Here is a 17,481-nt window from a genome sequence, read left to right as displayed (position 1 = left end):
AACAACCGGAACGCAGAGCATCAGCGCTGAGCGGCCGGGCCACATGGTCTCAAGTTCGCCGAATCAGCCCAGGAATGCTGGAGGGCAGTCACCACACCCCACCTCGTCGCTTTGGTCCGCGCCGGAGCTCATTTCGAGAACGGTCATCTCGTCGAACGCCCCGAGGTCGCAGCGGCTCAGCCGACGGGGAAGGTGGCACCAGGTGCGGCGTAGTCGATGGGACCGTCGAATCTGGTCTTGGCACGTGCTACTGCCTGCTGCGGAGTGAGGAAACGCCCGACGTGCGTCACGATCAACCGTCCCGCCTGAGCCGCACGGGCGGTGTCGCCGGCGTCCTCTGGTGTGTGGTGGACCTGTTCCCCCGCACTCGGGGCCTGGGCGCTCTCAGCCTCGCACAGCAGCACATCGCACCCCTTGGCCAGACTCGTCAGTCCCGGGCAGGGGGCCGTGTCCCCGGAGTACACAAGTGACCGTTCCGTGGTCTCGACGCGCAGGGCGAAGGCGGGGATGCCGTGCGCCACTGCTCGGCTGGTCAATGTGAGCGCCCCGACCCGCACCTGATGTCCGTCGTGCAGTTCCTCGACGGCGAAGGCGAACTCCATCGGGCTGCGGATGTCGGTGTTGGTGAGGAAGTGGGCCAGCCGGCCGGCGATGCCCGGCGGGCCGTACAAGGGGATCGGCGCCGTGAGCTGGATGTCGGCGTAGAGCGCGCCGTAGTAGGCAGTGAGCAGGTCTGCGCTGTGATCGGCGTGCAGATGCGAGATCCAGATCGCGTCCAACTCGTCCAGCCGGACATGTCGTTGCAGCTGAGCCAGCGTCCCGCTGCCCGCATCCACCCACACCCGAGTGCCCCCACCGGACACCAGGTAGCCGGAACAGGGGTTATCCACACTCGGGTATGGCGTTGCACAACCCAAAACCGTAAGACGGAGAGGCTCACTGGTCATCCGCGAAGTCTAGAGCGCTTGATCCACAGGTATTGACTACTTCTCGTCACCGCCGCGAGGAGGTCTGGGTTTACTTCCACGATGCTGCCCAGCAACAACCCCGACTGACACAGTCTGAACGTCCTCGTCAGCTGTGGTACATGCTCCTGATGTTTCCCGTAAGGGCATCGAACATCTCGGGCACGCTGTGATAGCCGATCGCGTAGTGGCCGTTGGCAGGCGCCCACGAACGGTAGGAATTGCACGCATTGCGGGCGCGCGCTGCGATGCTCGCGTCACCGGGCATGTCCCACGCGTAGGCGACCCGAGACAGGCGCGGGTCCGACCAGTAGTGGGGCAGGATGTAGTGCCGCCGGTCGCTGAATCGGGTGGGATCCTCGGCCGAGAGCGCGACGAGTGCCTGCCCGATCGCGATGTGGTCACGGTGATCGTCCACGGCGTGGCTGTGACCCTTGATCCGTACAGCCGCGCCGGGTGCGATCTCATCGGCTAGCGAAAGAATGGCGGCCCGGGCCGTCGATGTCGTCACGCCACCGTCCGGAAGGCCGGCGCGATGCAGGGTCACTGAGCCCGGCAGCCCCGCGAAGAGCGACTTCAGTGCGGTGGTCAGTTCCCGAACGCGGGCGGCCGCCAGATCGGCGGGCGTGAGGGGCGCGTATCCCTCGGCCGACGGAACGTGGCGTACTCCCCACCATTTGCTCGTCGTCGTTCCATTCAAGGAGCCGATCACGCCCGATCCCTCACCGTCGGTGAGCAGCAGGACGTGTACTGCCTGTCCCGCGGCAGCGTGCTTGGCGATGGCCACACTCATCGCGAGGGTCTCGTCATCAGGATGGGCGGCGGCGAAGATGACAGGCGTTGTGCCGGCCGCGATCGCCGTACCTGGACGAAGCACACTCACGCCCGCGAGCGACATCGCTCCGACCAGCGTAGCTCTACGTGTGACCATGACGTTTCCTCGTTGATGTGCTGGCGCAAACACGCCGGTTGTCGACGTCTCCGAGCGTCCGCGGGACAATGCGAGTCCCCACTGTCGTTGACGGCAGCGAGGCCGAAACCATCGCTGAGGCGACCAAGTGACCAAGGTGCCGGATCGATAGATGGCCGGATGAAGGGCGCCATCAGAGGAGTGGCGCCCTTCATCACTGTCAAAGTCTGATCCGCCACCAGAACACAATCACGGGCCTTCTCCTTCCGTAAGGCGAACCCCGAAAGTGTCCCACCGACCGGCTTCATCACAGTGACACGCTGCATTCGCGCCGCGCCGTCAAAGACCCTGGCCATGCCCATCTCAACCTGCCACCAGCGATAGCGCCTGGGGCAGCGTGGGCGAGATGACAGGCATGACGGGCGGGTACGAATGAATGCACTGCCCACCGACGCGGTGGGCAGTGCATTCATTCATCTACATCAGGTAACCCGCCGAGCGGCCAGACGCATCAACAGGTAGGACTGAAGTTGCACTGGTGTTGGGCGATGTTGTGCCCCAACTTGCCCGCAAACTTTGACCATTCGGCATACGCCAAGGGTGTCGACACAGCTGTTGGAACTTTTGGATCCACCACATATCCCCGTACGTGGAGCTGTAGTTGCCCTTTACCATCTTGCTGCATGCGGAAATGGATCACAGACCCGCGTCCGTCGAAGTGACCATCTCCCGAGACGTGGTAGTACATGCCGTCTCCGGTCTCCAAGGGATAGGACTCAAGAGGCGCGGGGACAATACCTGCGACCTTCAACGGCAGGTGCTCGCCATGGGCCGGAAAGCGCTTAGGCGCTCCAGGTATAGGGAAGTTGCAGTTGAAACAACGATGCAGCTCCTTCATGGCCTTATCCGCGCCGGCCATCAACGGCAAAAGGTAGACAGGAAATCCGTCTTCACCAACGGTCGGATTCGGCCCCATATGGAACAACGGGAAAATAAAGTGGTAGTGCGGATCTCCCGATGGGACCTTCGGGGTCCGATGGGCCTTCTCCTTCGCAGTTCGCTGCCACAGCCTCTCGTCGTTGAGAATTCGGCTCGGCATACGCTTCTTCGTCGTGCCCGCGTACCGCTTCTTTTTGTAGATTTGGTACATCTTCTTGCTGTAGGTGGTGCCCGGCGCCTTGGCGGCGGTGTGCTTCTTGCCCTTCTTGTTGGCGCTGGGGCCGCGGTGTCCGCCGCAGTCGCCGTCGGGGCAGCTGAACCGCAGCCCGTCGGGGTCACTCATGGTGGCGGGGTTGTTGTTGGAGTACGCGTAGGCGTTCATCTGCTGCGGATCGTCCGGGTCGATGATCGGATCCACCGAGATGAACCGGCCGAGCAGCGGGTCGTACTCCCGGGCGCCGAGGCGCACGAGACCCGTGCCTGGGTTGTCGGAACCACCGACGAAGCCGCGGTTCCCTGCCGGCCAGGCCGGGTTGGTGCCCCTTGCGTTGCCGAACGGATCGCTGCGCCGCGCCGTTACCTCCAGCTTGCTGCTGATCGCCAGCGTGTTGGTGCCGTGGCGGTCGGCCACCGTCCAGGTGAAGACGCCACCGCTGCGCACGCCGATCCCGTCGTAGACACGGGTGCCCCGCTTATTGCCAGTGGCGGTGTCGACGGTGACCTCACCGCTGGCCAGGAAGAGGGTGACCTTGCCGGGGTCACGACGGATCAGCACTGCGCCGTCCGCGTCGTAAATGTAGCCGGTGCTTTCCGCGCCGCTGGCGATGGATGACAGCCGGCCCTCGTCGTCCCAGGCCAGCGTTTGCGCTCCTGTGGGTCCGGGTCGGCTGGTCATGTTGCCGGCGGCGTCGTAACCGTAGGTCGCCCTGGTCGAGCCGGTGTCCACAGAGGTCACCGCGTGCGGGCGATCCACGCCTGCTCCTGGCGCCGGGTACTTGTAGGTGCTCGTCACGTCCGCGGCGCCGCCGAGGCCGTGCCGCTGCAGCTTCGTGCGGTTGCCGATCGCATCGTAGGAGTAGGTGTGCCAGTACGGCGCCGGGCCGTCGACCGTGCTGGTCGAAGGCGCGACGGTGCAGTCCTCCTTGGCCGTCCACGCGCTGGTCATCCGGCGCAGGTGGTCGTAGGCGAAGCACTGCGTGTCGTTGGCCTGGCCGGTCGTCCGGTCCGCGATGGACCGCACGTTCCCGACGTGGTCGTACTGGTACTTCTGGTCGTTCACGAACGGGCTCTCGGGCTCCTCCCGGTGGACGACGGTCTCGACCAACCGGCGAGTGTCCGACTCGTACGTGGGAGTGAAGGTCAGGCGTTTGCCCGAAGCCACCGAGTCCATCCAGACCTGCGCAACCTCGCCCAACTCGTTGTACTTGGTCTCGTTGACGTATGTCTTCCAGCCCAAAACCGAGTTGCGCAGCCCGAGGTCTGCGGTGTAGGTGAAGTTGAGGGTCTCCACAGGCAGAACACTGTCGAGCTTCGGCAGGATCCTCTTCTTGAGGCTGCCGTCGGCCAGGTACTCGAAGGTTTCCTTGTAGGTGCCCTTGACCCCACTCTCCGTGTCCGGAATGACGGTCTCGTCACCGGTGGGGCGGCCGGCCACGTCGTAGCCGGTAACTTGGCGAATGTATTCCGATCCGCCGACATACCTCGTCGACGACGTCAGGAGGCCCTTCCCCTCCGTCAGGGTGTCGTAGACCCGTTTGGTCAGCAGCGTGCCGGTGGCGGAGCCGAGCCGCGTCTCGGTCAGACGACCGAGGGCGTCGTACGACGAGGCGATCGTCTTCCCACGCGCGTCGGTGATGGTGAGAAGTTGACCGGCGTTGTCGTACGTCATCCTCGACTCGCCCTTGTCGGGGTCATCGACCCGGGTGTTGCGGCCCAGGATGTCGTACTCGTAGCGCCATACGTTGCCCGTGGCGTCGGTGACCGTTTCGAGCGCGTCCGCCGCGTTGTGGGTGTACCGGGTGGTGTTCCCGGCCCCGGTCGGCGCCCCTGATGAGGGGCGCGTCTCGTACTGCACGAGCTTGACGGTGCGGCCACGCGCGTCAACGTGGGTCGACGTCGCGGTACCGCCCTCCGGTGGGACGACGCTTGTGTGGTCGCCGCCGTGGTAGGTCCTGGTCCGCCAGCGCTCGGTATTGCGGTCCATGTGGATGGAGTCGGTCTCCCGTTCGGCGCCGTCGTAGACCTTCACCGTGGCCGAGGGAACGTCGCCGGCGTTGGGAACGACGAAAGTCGTGCCCGGGGCGGCATCGACGTTGTAGTAGGCGGCGTGCGTGCGGTTGACCAGACCCCGGGCGTCGTACAGGGTGTCGGTGATGATCCGCCCGGTGCCCACCGGGCTGGGCGCCTGCGTCTGCCGGGGCCGCAGCAGACCGTCGAGAAGCTGATAGGAAACGACATAGTCGCCGCTGGCCGCCAGCGTCTCGGTGCGGACCCAGCTCGGCCCGTCCGCGTTGCGGACCGCGTAGGCGTACTTGGCACTCAGCACGGGTTTGTCCTTCTCGAGGCCCGGCTTCCAGACCTCGGTGACCCGGCCGAGCGGATCGTGCTTGACTGACGTGCTGCGCCCGTTGACGTCCGTCGTCTTGACCGCCACCCCCCGCGCCGGGTCGATATCGGTGGTCGTGGTGTGATCGAGGGCGTTGGTGGCCACGGTACGCGTCGTCAGACCGCGAGTCTCCGTGTAGGCGGTCTTGCTCGTCCTTTCGAGCGAGTCGGTGGTCTCGGTGACCCGGCCGTACATGTCGTACTTGGAGGTCGCCGTGGTCAGCCAGGTCGGCTCGCCGCCGGTGTAGCCGGACACCACCTCGGTCTTCGCGAGATTACCCGCGCCGTCGTACGTGGCTTGCTCATCGGCGATCGCGTCCGCCGGCAAGGTCGGCGTACGGTCGCAGTCGACCGCGACGGTGGTGGTCTGCTTCGGCAGGTCCATCATCCACCGGGCCGCGTCCTGCGCGTACTCGGTGGTGGTGCACCGCTCGTCGCCGCTGACCGCCGTGTCGCCGTGGTCGTCGACCTCGATCGGATTGCCGTAGTGGTCGTGCGTGGTGTCGACCCGGGTGCTCCGGTAGGTGCCGCTGGACAGCCGGGTACGGGTGACCGTCCGGGAGTTCTCCACCTGATAGGCGGTGAACGGGCCCTGGGTGGCGACACTGCGCTTCCACGGGGTGTGGATCTCGCCTTCGACCTCGGAGCCGCCGTCACCGTTGTAGGTGATCTCCTCGCGGAGGAAGCCCGCGAGAGGTTCGGCGTCCGTCACCTCGGTCCCGGTCGAGTCTTTGACGTCACCGCCCATGCCGCGGAAGTACAGGTAGCTGGTCAACGACCGCTGCCCGCCGGGATCGCCCTTGCGCACCTCGACCTTCTCGTAACCGCGCCACTGGTCCCAGGTCCGCCTGGTCGCGGGCACCAACGGGTCGTTGTTGTAGGCCCAGGCGGCACCGCCGACGTAGGTGTAGCTGGTGACGATGTCCGGGGATCTCGCGCCGGCACCGAGGACGTTGTCGCCCTCGACGGTCTGCTCGACGACGTACTTGCGGAACCAGTCGTTCTCGGGCTCCTCGGGTGGCATCGCCCACCTGACCGGGAAGCACCGCTTGATGTTGCCCTCCGCCACCGTGGTGCCGCACTCCGGCGCCGAGTACTTCACGTCGGTCTTACCGCCGGACTCAGACCGAATGCTGATGATCCGGAACTTGTTCAGCTTAGGCTTGCCATCGGTTTCCCAGTTGACCCGGTTCTCAAAACGGTCACCGACGAACTTCACCGCAGGTAGCGACGCCTCGCCGCCACTCGCCCCGGTGTGCTGGATCTGGGTCAGCCAGAGTGCCGCGGTGGTTCCGTCCTCCGGGCTCGGAAAGCTGTGCTGGGCGTTCCAGCGGTCCACCGGCACGTAGTCGCCGGTGGACGGGAGGATCCGGGTGGTCACGGTGGTCAACCGCTTGCTCGACCAGAACGTCGGAGAGTACTTCCCGGCGCACGGCGCGGCCGTGCATTCCTGGTCCCACGGCACGTCCGGCCAGGCCGGCTTGTTGGTCTTGGCGCAGCTCGAAGAGCCCGGTACGCAGCGGTCGGCCACGCTGAACACCACCTGGGCGGGTTCCGCCGCGTAGGCGTTGGTGCTGCGTAGGCCGTACTCGATCCGCTCGAGCCAGCCGCCACGGACGTAGTCGACAACACTCCGACCGAGGTTGGCGCCGTACTTGTTCGACTCGGTCGCATAGTAGTAGCTCATGGCGTTACCGTTCGGGTCGACCACCCAGTCGAGGTTCCACCGGTACGCCTGCTTGTCCTTCTTCGACTTGGCGAAGTCCCCGGCGTCGTAACCAGTACCGGCCGGGTCGCTCGCCTCGTTGGCGTAGACCGGCACGGTCCACACCGAACGCGTCTCCGGCTTGCCCGACGCCCACCCAGGCAGGCGGTTGAGCCCGAAGTGATACTGGGTGCCGTCGGTGGCCGTCAGCACCCACCGCTCACCGTTGTCGTCACCATTGACCGCGCCCGTCAGCCGCTCGATCCGGGTACCGTCATCATCCATCAGCCGCCAGGTGTCGCCGTCGGCGTCCAAGGCCACCAGCCGACCCGAACGGCTTCCGAAGGACATCGTGGCGTTCTGCGTCTCCCAGCACAGGTCACCGGTCTTCTCAGTGTTGTTCGCACCAGAGCCCATGTCGTCGGCACAGGCCTTGTACGACCGTTCGACGAACGCCTCTCCGAGGTTCCAGCCCTCCCCCAGCCACGAGGGCTGGTTGTTGCGGGCCGCCACCCGACCGTCGACCGCCTGCGAGTTGTAGGACGCGGCGATCTCAGGCACGAGGCCGCCCGGCACCGGCGGCACCGGCATCGGGTAGGTCCAGGCGAAGGCACCCGAGGACGTCGACACCTGCCATCTGCTCTCGGGCGACAGCGAGGTCGCCGTGTAGTCACCCGCGTCGCCCGCCGGTCCCGCCGTCAACGCATACGTCGCGTCGGCGCCGGACACGGTCACCCGGGCCGAAACCTGACCGGCGATCACGTCGTTGCGCATCGCCGTAGGAGCGGCCGCGCCGTCGAGCGGCACGAGCCGCAGCCGGCTCGCCCAGTCGCCGCCGAAGGCGTGCCGGAACGACGAATAGTCCACCGAGATCTTCACCGGGGCGGCCTCGGCCCGGCCGTCGGCACGGCGCGCGGTGAGCACGAGGCCGTCCACACCGGCTTTGGCGGCCGCCGCGCGATCCCGCACCGAGACCTGCACCCGCTGCGGCGGCTTGTCTCCGGCGGCGGACCGCTGGGCGGCTCCGGCACCTGCCGCCGGGGTGGCGACGGCGACCGGAAGCGTTCCGACCGCTGCCGCCCGGCTCGTGAGGTCCACCTCCGCTGCTCCGGCCGACGGCCATGTCACCTTCGGGTCGCCGGTCACCACGCGCTGCGTGGGGGGCGTCGCGGACTTGCCGGGCACCTCGCGCACCGGCACGCTGCGGACCTTCTGCGGCTCGATCCACTTCATCGGCGCCGGGCCGATCGTGTCGTCCACGGGTCTGCGTATCGCACCCTCGGCGGGTACGGCGACACTCAGCGCCACCACTCCGCCCAAGGCGGCGGCGAGACCTCGCCGCCATCGGGATGTACTCATGTGCGTCCTCTTGAGTCAGGTGAAAGGGGCGGGCCGGGGCGGCGTCGGGTCGACGCCGCCCCGGTACGGGACAATCGCGGGTCAGAACTGGACGATGGTGTATCCGAGGAACGCGACCATCTCTCCACCGTCACAGTCCGGGTTGGCCGCCTCGAAGACCTCTCCGGCGTCGGTGCGACACCGCCAGACGGTGCCGAGTTCGGTCACGCCCTCCGGTGGCGAGTCGGGGCCCCAGAGGTTTCCGGAGCGGCCGAGCACCGTCGCGCCCTCGCAGGCCGGGTCCGTGGAGCTGAACGTGTCGTCCCCGGACCGGCACCGCATCAGCGGCACCGTCCCCGGACCCGAGAGCAAGGGCGTGATGCCGAGCTTCTGGTCCGCCCGATACTCGCCGGGCAGTTCGTACACGGTGGCGACCCGGTCGGGCGGCGTCGACGGCCGCTGGGCCGCGACCAGATTGCCGTAGGCGAGGGCGTGACCCATGAGGAACTCGACGGTCTGGCCCTCGCAACCCGGGTCGTTGGAGTGGAAGTGCACCCGGTTGGCGGTGCGTACGCACCGATAGACGGGCACGGTCGGAACGTCGGCCGGAACGCTGATGTAGAGCCCGCCGAGCGCGCCGAGCCGGGTGTAACCCTCGCAGTTCTCCTCCGCGGAGAGGTAGTAGTCATTCTCGTTGATGCGACATGAGTAGATCGTCCGGGTTCCCTCCGCGCCGATCGGCGTCAGCATGCCGAGCCCGCGTTCGAAGTAGTGACCCGCGGAGACGGGCATGTTGGTGGTCACATGGCGACCCCCGAACCACCACCGCGACAGCTGACCGCTGTACGGCGTCTCCTTGACCGAGGTGGGTTCGGCGAACTCGGCGAAGATCTGGTCGTCGGTGAGCGCGCCGGCCCACACCTGCACGTTGTCGATCGCACCCTTCCAGTTGTCCTTGAACTCGCGGTTGTACTTGGCCCGCCCGATCTCCATGGACCCGTTCGCGTGCCACGAGGGCAGCGTGTAGGGCTCGATCGCGACGGGCTCGCCGTCCTTGTAGAGGCGGATCTCCTGGGCCGCGGCGTCGTACACACCGACCAGGTGCAGCCACTCCGACTGGCCCGGGCTGGCCGGCGTGGCCGCGATGGTCCGCTGTGCGTTCAGCTCGTCCTCGTGGAACAGCATGAACGACCAGCCCTTGTCGGGCCGGTACTGGAGGTTCAACCCGCTGGCGAACTGGCCGTGCTGGCTCACCACGGTCCTGGTGGTGTTGTACGAGTCGGCGTCCGGCTTGACCCACGCGGCGACGGTGAAGCTGTTGTCGGTTCGCACCACCGGCCCCGGCGTCGTCAGGGCGCCGCCGGCGCCGCCGTCGAAGTCGACTGCCCCGGCGCCGACCCGGCCGGCCACCTGCGACGTGCCGGTGCCGAACGCGGCGACGTGGTGCCGCGCGGCGACGTCGACAGTCGTGGCGCCAAGGCGGTCGTCAAGCGGGAACTGTGCCTCCGGCAGGGCCGGCAGGTTCGCCAGGTCCGCGATCTCACGGGCCGTCAGGAGCCGGTCGTAGACCCGCACATCGTCGACGATGCCCCGCCACGGTTCGAACGGGCCGCCGACCCATTTGGCCCGGCCGAGGGCCAGCGCACCCTCACCGCGCCACGCCGCCGGACGGGTCAATGACCCAGCCGCACGGCCGTCGACGTAAAGCGTCTGCTTCTTGGCGACGGCGTCGTAAAGCGCCACCAGATGGGTCCACGCGCCGACCCGGGCAGGCCGATCCGAGAAGACGCGGTGGATCGTGGGGGTGACTGAGTCCTCGGAGTACATCGTAAAGGCCCATTGGCCAGCCGACGTGGCGTGCAGCCGCATGGCAGACGCAAAATTGCCGTCCTGGGACACGACTGTCGGGTTGTCACCTAGGCCGTCCAACCGGGCCCAGGCGGAGACCGCGAACGACGCCGACGTATCCAGCGGAGCCGTCCCGGAGGTGGTAACTGACGCGTCGAGGGTGCCGTTCATCCATAGTCCGCGGCCGTGCCGGCCGTCCCACCAACCGGCCGCGCTGTTGTTGATGGTGCCGTGACGTCGTCCATTGCTGGTGTCGTAAACGGTTGTGTCGCCATGGCCATCCAGGCGCCAGTGGCCGACCGGCGGCGTACCTGCTCCGACGAAGAAGAGGTAGATCCTCGGCGGAGAGACGTTGCCGGCCCGGTCGACTGCCTGGACGTAGAGTTGATTGGTCATGTCGTCGGCCGGCGTGACCTGGGCGACGGCCCGACCCGCAGAGTCGGCCTGGATGTAGGTGGGCGCCTGCGCGAGCAGGTGGTAGCGGTAGCCGGCCACGTCGGTGTCGCCGGCGGCGGCGGTCAAGGTGAAGGCGCCGGTGCGTCCGACGCCACCCGTGGCCTGACAGTCCTCGCCGTCACACTCGCGATACACGGTCGAGGTGACCGCCGGCATCTTCGGCAAGGTGCGGTCGACGACCACGTGACACCACGAGCTCCACCCGGAGGTGAGCGAGCTGTCCTTCGCCCGGGCCCGAACCGCCAGCTTCGCCCCGTCCGGAGCGGCGGCTGAGGCAATGTCAGCGGTGAACGTCGAGCCCGAGGACTTGTCCACGGTCGTCGTCCCGCCGATCCGGGTGCCGGAGTAGTTCGCCCACTCGAACTCCACCTTCACCAAACCGCCGTCCGGGTCGCTGCCCTTGGCGGAGATTCTGGGGCCACGGGGGCCCTTGAGTGGGTCGTTGTCGATCCGCGGGTTGACATAGGGCTCGTTCGGGGTCACCTTGCACCCCTTGCCCTCCACCGACAGCGCCGACGGCACGGTGGGCTCCGAGTTGTACGTGATTGCGAGCGTCGGGTTCGAAGCATCGAACTTCTTCCACGCATACTCGTGAGTGTCGTCGACCACCAGGGCGATCGCCACCGTGCCGCCGTGGTCTCTCACCCCTTTCCGCACGGCCTCCAGAGCGTTGAAGCCGAGCCACCGAGGTCGGCAGTCAGGCCCCGAGTTGTAGAACGCGGCGTTGTGCTGTCCAAGGAGCACCGAACTGGAACGCCCATACGGCTGATTGCTCCAGGTCGTCCCCGAACTCACCGGGGTGGTCCCGTACGCCTTCACCGGCTTCGCGACGCACGCTGGCGAGTATGTGCCAACAATGTTGAACTCGGCACTGATGAGCTGTTTGCCCACCATCGGCGAGGCGTTGTACTGGAAGTACGAGATCGCCGTTCCGACATCAACACATGACGGATCAAAACTGAGCGGGCATGGCCCCACCTTGGCTACGGTGGGTTCACCGTCATGCCCCCCCCAGTACGACTGGTTCGGCTTATTTGAAGCCACCAACGCCCAGCCGGTTTTGCCCCGTTCGAAACTCGGGTCGATGTGCACCGGGAAGGTCGTCCGCTCGTCGGTGAGCAGGCCGGCGTCCGGGGTGAGCATCAGGCGGCCCGGCTCGAGGGTGACGCGGCCGAGCGCCCGCCGCGGCTCCGGCCGCGAGGAGTCCCACGCGGCCGGCGCGCGCATGGCGAACAGTTGTTTCCCGTCGGGCCCGGTCACCTCGACGTTGCCGTGCTTGTCCGCCTTGACGTCGGCACCCTTCACGGTCAGACCGAACGCCATCTTGGCCACACGCGGATCGCGGGCCGCCGACCGGCTCTTGACCACGAAGACCTTGGAGAAGCCGCGCGCGGTGGCCGTGAGGCGCAGGTCCACGCCCGGAATCACCTCGGCGTAGGTGGCGGTGTCTCCGGCGAGAGTCGGCGCGGGCAGCGGCGTCGGCCAGGTCAGCGCCAGTTCGGCCGAACCTTCCGCGAGCCGCACCGCGGGACCGTCGCCCCCGCCGCTGAACGACACGTCCCCACCTGTCGCCACGGGCGCGAACCGGCCTGCACCCGCCGGCTTCAGGGTGGTGTCGACCGCCGCCCAGTCCCCGCCGCGCCGCACGCGTACTGGATTGAGGTGCAACGTCTCGCGCAATGACCCGTCCGGGTTCGCGTGCACGTCCTTGAACTCGCCACGTTGCGCGGTTACCTCGACCGGCTGGCCCGATCGCCGGGCGTCCGCTGTCGCACGGGCGACCGAGCCAGGCGGTGCCTGCTCCTCGCCCTTTGTCTGCGTCTGCGCCTGCGCCTGCGCCTGCGCCTGCGCCTGCGCCTGCGCCTGCGGGGCAACGACGGAATGACCGGCCGCGGCGGGTACGCCGAGCCCGGTCACCGCCAGCCCGCCGATCAGCAGGCCGGTCACGACCTGACGTCTCACAATGACCTCATCCCTGGGCTCCGCCGTTGATACGGCGAAAGCCCGACGATTGTTCTGGCTGGAAAAGGATTTCGAAGGGGTCGTCCGATTCGATGCCGTCGGTCACATCGAAATGTCCAGGACGTGAAACCCGTCGCGGTGATCGTGCAGGTAGAGGCGGCTGCCGTGGCTCGCGATGATGGTCGAGTCGAGTGGCCGTCCAGCCGGGTCGACGACTTGCACGCGATCCACCCGCAGGACCGCGCCATCGGCCAGCAGCGCCCGGTAAAGCTGGTCAACTCGCCCGCCCGGATGCTCCGCACCGGCCAGCAGCAGGCGATTCCCGTCGAACGCGATGGCGTGGACGTCGTGCAGCGGGCTCCCGTACCGTTCCTGCTCGGACGCCACGACGCGGGTCAGCTCGGTCGGCCCCGAAAACGACCATGCGGCGCTCCGGGTGGCGTTGACAGCTCCCTCGTCGCACGCGATGCCGGATCCCCACAGCCGGGCTCCACCAGCGGCCCACCGCACGAGACCGGAGCCCCCGACGCTCTTCCAGCCTTCCTCACCGTGAGCGGTCCAGATCCCGCCTTCGTCGTCGACGGTCAGGCCGACGATGTTGTCCCCGAGAATCAGCGTGCGCACGTGTGCGCCGTCGGCGGCGAAAACGTGAGCATTGTGCGGGTTCCATCCTTCGCCGGTCCACGGCCTCCTGGGGCACACGACGAGCGCCTCGCCACCGGGTAACAGGGCCAGCATCGGGTACGACACGGGAAGATGGTCGAGCCCCGTCCGGCTCCACGCCCCCGCTTCGAACCTGAGCAGCGCCGACGAGCAGGGACGAACGGGTTCGTAGTAGGGAAGCGAGTTCCCGTTCGGCCCCTGGACGAACCCCCGTGCACACCTCGGCTCCATCGTCGTCAGGAGCCCGATCACTCCCCCAGCCGTCGCCGTGGCGCCCAGGACCATCTCACCAGCCGCCAACGGCGCGGGCGAGGCCAGTCGGCCGGCCGTGACGGTCGCCCAGGACTGACTGCTACTCCTCATCTTTCACGCACCGGGTGCGGCACGCGGTCAACCATGCGGGCAGCTCCGCCATAGTCGACACATGCGCGATGCGCTCCTGATTGGACGTGAAGGGTACGTCCCGTTACACGCATGCCTCTCCCACCAAACCGCAACTCGGCACGGCAGTGGCTGGAGGCCGGCCGGCAACATCTTCAACCAGGCATAGCGAGGCGGAGAAGGAATTCGAAAATTATCCAAACGTTCCCAGCGTTCGACGTAGTTCGGTGACCTGGAGGGCCGAGTCTGGGTGGTGACCTGCTGGGACCGTGCAGGAGTTGCGTGAATGGGCGTTGCGGATAGTCGCGGAGGAACGGCCGAACATGAGTCGGACTGGGCGGCGGTCACGGCGGTGGCGGCCGGGTTGGGGATCGGCACGGCTGAGACGTTGCGGAGGTGGGCTCGCCAGGAGCAGGTCAATGACGGCCGGCGGCCGGGGTGACCTCGGAGGAGTCAGCCGACGCCGATCGGCCGCAGGCAGATCGGGCCCGACCACACGGTCGAGCACCGCCCGGTCCTCCAGCGAGTACGGAGCGACGCCCGCCGTGATCGCCACACCCACGCTCCGGCTCAGCAGATCCAGATCCACCGACAGCCGGGACGGGCTGCCCGTCGCGGGCCACCGCCATCTGGCGAGCCCGGCTCTGAAAGTCGTCGGCGACAAGCTCGGCCAACTCCACCCACGCATCGACCTGCTCGGGCGTCGGATTGTCCGGAAGACCAATGGGCAACTGCCACACAGCCACGGCAACACCGTCACCGCCCTCGACTCCGGCGAAGGCCCGGGTGACGAAATCGTCGATTCTGCGCCGTTGTTCCACCGAAGCCGGGCCAGGTCGCGGACCATCCTGAGGCGCTCCGCGGAACAACGTCGCTCCCGCAGACCAGGGAGGACGAGGAAGCCCGCCTGGAAGGACAGTCCGACCCGATACACGCCGAAGCGTCCGGTCGCCGAATGCCCGACCGGACGCGCCTGTCTACCCGTTCGGACCCGGCCGGAGGATCTGCCAGCCAGCTCGCCGCCGACCGCGTGTGTGGTTGCGGCTCGGAGCGTGCCACGCCGGCGAGGTGGCCAGGGTCGACACCGCCGACGACCGTTCGGCGATCCTCCAACTGCCAGGACTTTCGCCAGCACCGCTCGTAGCCTGCCATCAGGTAACACCTGCTGGAGCGTGCGCAGGCTCGCCGACCATCTGAGCTCCGATGCCGCCCGCCGGATCCGGATCGGTCGAGAAAGGCTGCGGGCGCGGCGATGCACGCCAACTCAGTCTCCAAATCGGCGATACGCCGTCAAGCCGCGACCAACTCAACCTGGTCGGCAGAGGTGACATCCGGCATCTGGCCGGTGTCGATCAGCTCCTGGCGGCGCCAGTTGTAGATCGTCTGATCAATGATCTCCGAGTCCCGGATCAGCTCCGCGACAGACCGGCCGGCCCTACAAGATCCGGGGCGGTTCAAGGGTGGCAGAATTCTGACTTGTCGCCGCCCATCGTCACACACTGCGACGGTCAGTGTCGGGCGCGTGACGCCCAGCATGTCGCGGGTAAGAGGTTCATGGTCCAGGCAGAGGGCGAGCCGTGTGACGCGGCCGGTACATTGCGCCCAACGCCGCCAGAGCCATTGCCACTGCGGCGACTAGGAAGGCCCGAGCGTGCCCTTCGGCGAGGTCCTGAAGGTTCGATGTAGGGCCGGTGGCAGCGATTGCGACCCATGACGCCAGTCCAAGGGTTGCTCCGAACTGCTGGGTCGTTGTCAAAAGTCCTGAGGTGGTTCCCGGGTCTTGAGCGGGCGCGTTCTCCGCCGTCATGAGGTTTGTGCTGATCGAGACCAAGGGGAGCCCGAACGCCAGCAGCAGTGTCGGCCCCAGAACGTCGGCGGCGAACGATCCGTCAACAGAGACCTGTGTCAGCCATGCTCCGGCTCCCGCGACGAGGAGGAAGGCGGCGGCCATTACAGGAGTGACTCCCCAGCGGGCTATCACGGGTGGGGCCAAAGGCGCGACGAGGAAGATGATGACTGACATCGGTAGTAGTGCCAATCCGGCAATCAGTGGTTCGTACCCCAGCACGCGCTGGAGGTAGAGGCTGATGAAGAGGAAGACCGGCACGAGCACCCATTGCCCGACCCCTGCGAGAAGGAGGGCGCGAAGCAGCGGTGGGATGCGCCAGATCGCCCGACCGATCAACGGGTTGGACGAGCGTCGTTCCCGCACGATGAACATTGCCGCAGTCGTTGCAGCCAAGAGGCCGGCGGCAGCCGTATGTGCCCCTGCGCCGCCGTCGGATGTGGACGTGATCGCGTATGCGGTCGAAGCCAGCGCGACAGTGACGAGGAGTCCGCCGAGGACACTCAATTGCCGCTGGCGTCCCGACATGAAGAAGCCTTGAAGCCTGCACGCCCACACCACCAGGACCGCGGCGGCGACCGCATTCACCCAGAAGGTTGCCCGCCAACCCCAGTACTCAGTGAGGAGGCCGGACAAGGCGGTGCCCACAGCGCCGCCGAACCCGGCCATTGAAGCGAACAGTCCAAGCGTCTTGCGGCGCGCGCCACCGCTGTACCTCGAGAAGACCAGGGCCATTGCCGAAGCGGCGGCCATCGCGGCGCCCGCTCCCTGCAATGCACGGCTCGCGATGAGCACTGCGCCGCTGTGTGCGAGTGCACCGATGCCAGCGCCGAGCGCCAGGACGACGAGGCCCACGACCAGCACTCGCCCGTGACCGAGAGTGTCAGCGATCGAACCACCCACCAGCAAGAGGCCCCCGAACGCCACGACGTAGGCGTTGAGGACCCACGTCTCGGCTGCTGGGGACATGGCGAGCTCCGTGCCGATCACGGGGACGGCGACGTTCAGAATGGCCGTGTCGAGGATCATCAGAAACTGAGTCAGTCCCAGGAACCAGCGCAGCGGGGCGCCCCCATCCACGCCGGTCATGAGCGATCCGCACCGTTGCTGGAACTCGGCCAGGTCGCCTCCGCCCACTCGATGATGGAGGTGGGTTCGATGCCCGCACGAGCCTGAGTCTCGCTCCCGCTCATCAGGCCGCTGTCGGGGTGGCGTTGTAACCAGTGGTAGAGACCGGCTACACCCCGCGCGGCGTCTTCGCCGAGCACCTTCGCCAGGCCCGCCTCGAAGTCGCGAGGGGCGACGCTCACGAATGCGAGTTCTCGGCCGAGGCGGTGGCTGATGTGACCGGCGAGCTCCGGCCCGGTCAGGTCCGCGCCCCCAACTTCGATGACAGGAGGGGTGACGTCCTCGCGCTCCAACACGGCTGCGGCGACCGCACCCAGGTCCCGTAGGCCGAGCCACGCGATGCGCGCCTCTGCTGGCACCGGATACGCGAGCACGCCGTCGGTCTCGATCCCGTGGAGTACGGCTGGGGCGAGCAGATTCTCCAGGTAGATCGTGGGGCGGATCACCACAACCGGGAGGCCGCTCTCCCGCAGGATCATCTCGGCGTCCCGTCGCGTCTCGAATCCCGCCACGTCGGTGGGGCTCGGCGGGATTCGAGTGTTGGAGTTGAACACGACTCGCCGGACGCCGGCCTTGACTGCGGCCTCTGCGACGTTTCGCGCATACCGACGAACGGTCTTACGGTCGTAGACCAGAGGCATCGTGAAGCACAGCGACGTCAATCCTTGGAAGGCGACGAGAAGCTGGTCCGCCTCGCCCAGGTCGGCGCAGTAGCCGTTTGGCGGGGCGCCACTAA

7 protein-coding genes and 1 pseudogene are annotated in these 17,481 nt (G+C 67.2%); 1 reads left to right on the top strand and 7 read right to left on the bottom strand.

Annotation, left to right across the window (positions count from 1 at the left end):
* Positions 1-51: 51 nt before the first annotated feature.
* A pseudogene (locus Van01_RS33320) lies at positions 52-213 on the top strand (IS256 family transposase); the annotation flags it as partial.
* Here the strand turns inward: Van01_RS33320 and Van01_RS28545 are convergent.
* From Van01_RS28545 to Van01_RS28515, 7 genes are all read right to left on the bottom strand, one after another.
* Entirely contained in the window at positions 177-947 is a 771-nt protein-coding gene (locus tag Van01_RS28545; protein WP_204014088.1) for an MBL fold metallo-hydrolase, read from the bottom strand. The pseudogene Van01_RS33320 and the gene Van01_RS28545 overlap by 37 nt on opposite strands.
* A 127-nt stretch (positions 948-1,074) precedes the next feature.
* Positions 1,075-1,863, bottom strand: a complete 789-nt coding sequence (locus Van01_RS28540) for a PIG-L deacetylase family protein (protein WP_204014085.1) — start codon at positions 1,861-1,863, stop codon at positions 1,075-1,077.
* Between the two features lie 523 nt (positions 1,864-2,386).
* Positions 2,387-8,482, bottom strand: coding sequence for an RHS repeat domain-containing protein (locus Van01_RS28535; RefSeq protein ID WP_204014082.1), 6,096 nt, complete (start codon positions 8,480-8,482; stop codon positions 2,387-2,389).
* 81 nt (positions 8,483-8,563) lie between these two features.
* Complete coding sequence (locus tag Van01_RS28530; protein WP_204014079.1) at positions 8,564-12,727, bottom strand: LamG-like jellyroll fold domain-containing protein; 4,164 nt, start codon at positions 12,725-12,727, stop codon at positions 8,564-8,566.
* A gap of 102 nt (positions 12,728-12,829) precedes the next feature.
* Complete coding sequence (locus Van01_RS28525; protein WP_204014077.1) at positions 12,830-13,477, bottom strand: hypothetical protein; 648 nt, start codon at positions 13,475-13,477, stop codon at positions 12,830-12,832.
* A gap of 1,846 nt (positions 13,478-15,323) precedes the next feature.
* A complete protein-coding gene (locus Van01_RS28520) occupies positions 15,324-16,706 on the bottom strand; it encodes an MFS transporter (RefSeq protein WP_204014076.1) in 1,383 nt (460 codons plus the stop codon).
* The coding region (locus Van01_RS28515; protein WP_204014075.1) for an SDR family oxidoreductase at positions 16,703-17,481 on the bottom strand (779 nt) is incomplete at its 5' end. The genes Van01_RS28520 and Van01_RS28515, both read right to left, overlap by 4 nt.

This window comes from Micromonospora andamanensis (assembly GCF_016863495.1).
Classification (GTDB): domain Bacteria; phylum Actinomycetota; class Actinomycetes; order Mycobacteriales; family Micromonosporaceae; genus Micromonospora; species Micromonospora andamanensis.
The sequence above is the reverse complement of the archived record's forward strand: the minus strand, read 5'-3'. Positions and strand labels throughout refer to the sequence as shown.

Excerpts from the sequence above, each read along its gene's own strand:
- Van01_RS28545 (WP_204014088.1), bottom strand. The coding sequence starts at position 947 with ATGACCAGTGAGCCTCTCCGTCTTACGGTTTTGGGTTGTGCAACGCCA.
- Van01_RS28520 (WP_204014076.1), bottom strand. The coding sequence starts at position 16,706 with ATGACCGGCGTGGATGGGGGCGCCCCGCTGCGCTGGTTCCTGGGACTG.
- Van01_RS28535 (WP_204014082.1), bottom strand. The coding sequence starts at position 8,482 with ATGAGTACATCCCGATGGCGGCGAGGTCTCGCCGCCGCCTTGGGCGGA.
- Van01_RS28540 (WP_204014085.1), bottom strand. The coding sequence starts at position 1,863 with ATGTCGCTCGCGGGCGTGAGTGTGCTTCGTCCAGGTACGGCGATCGCG.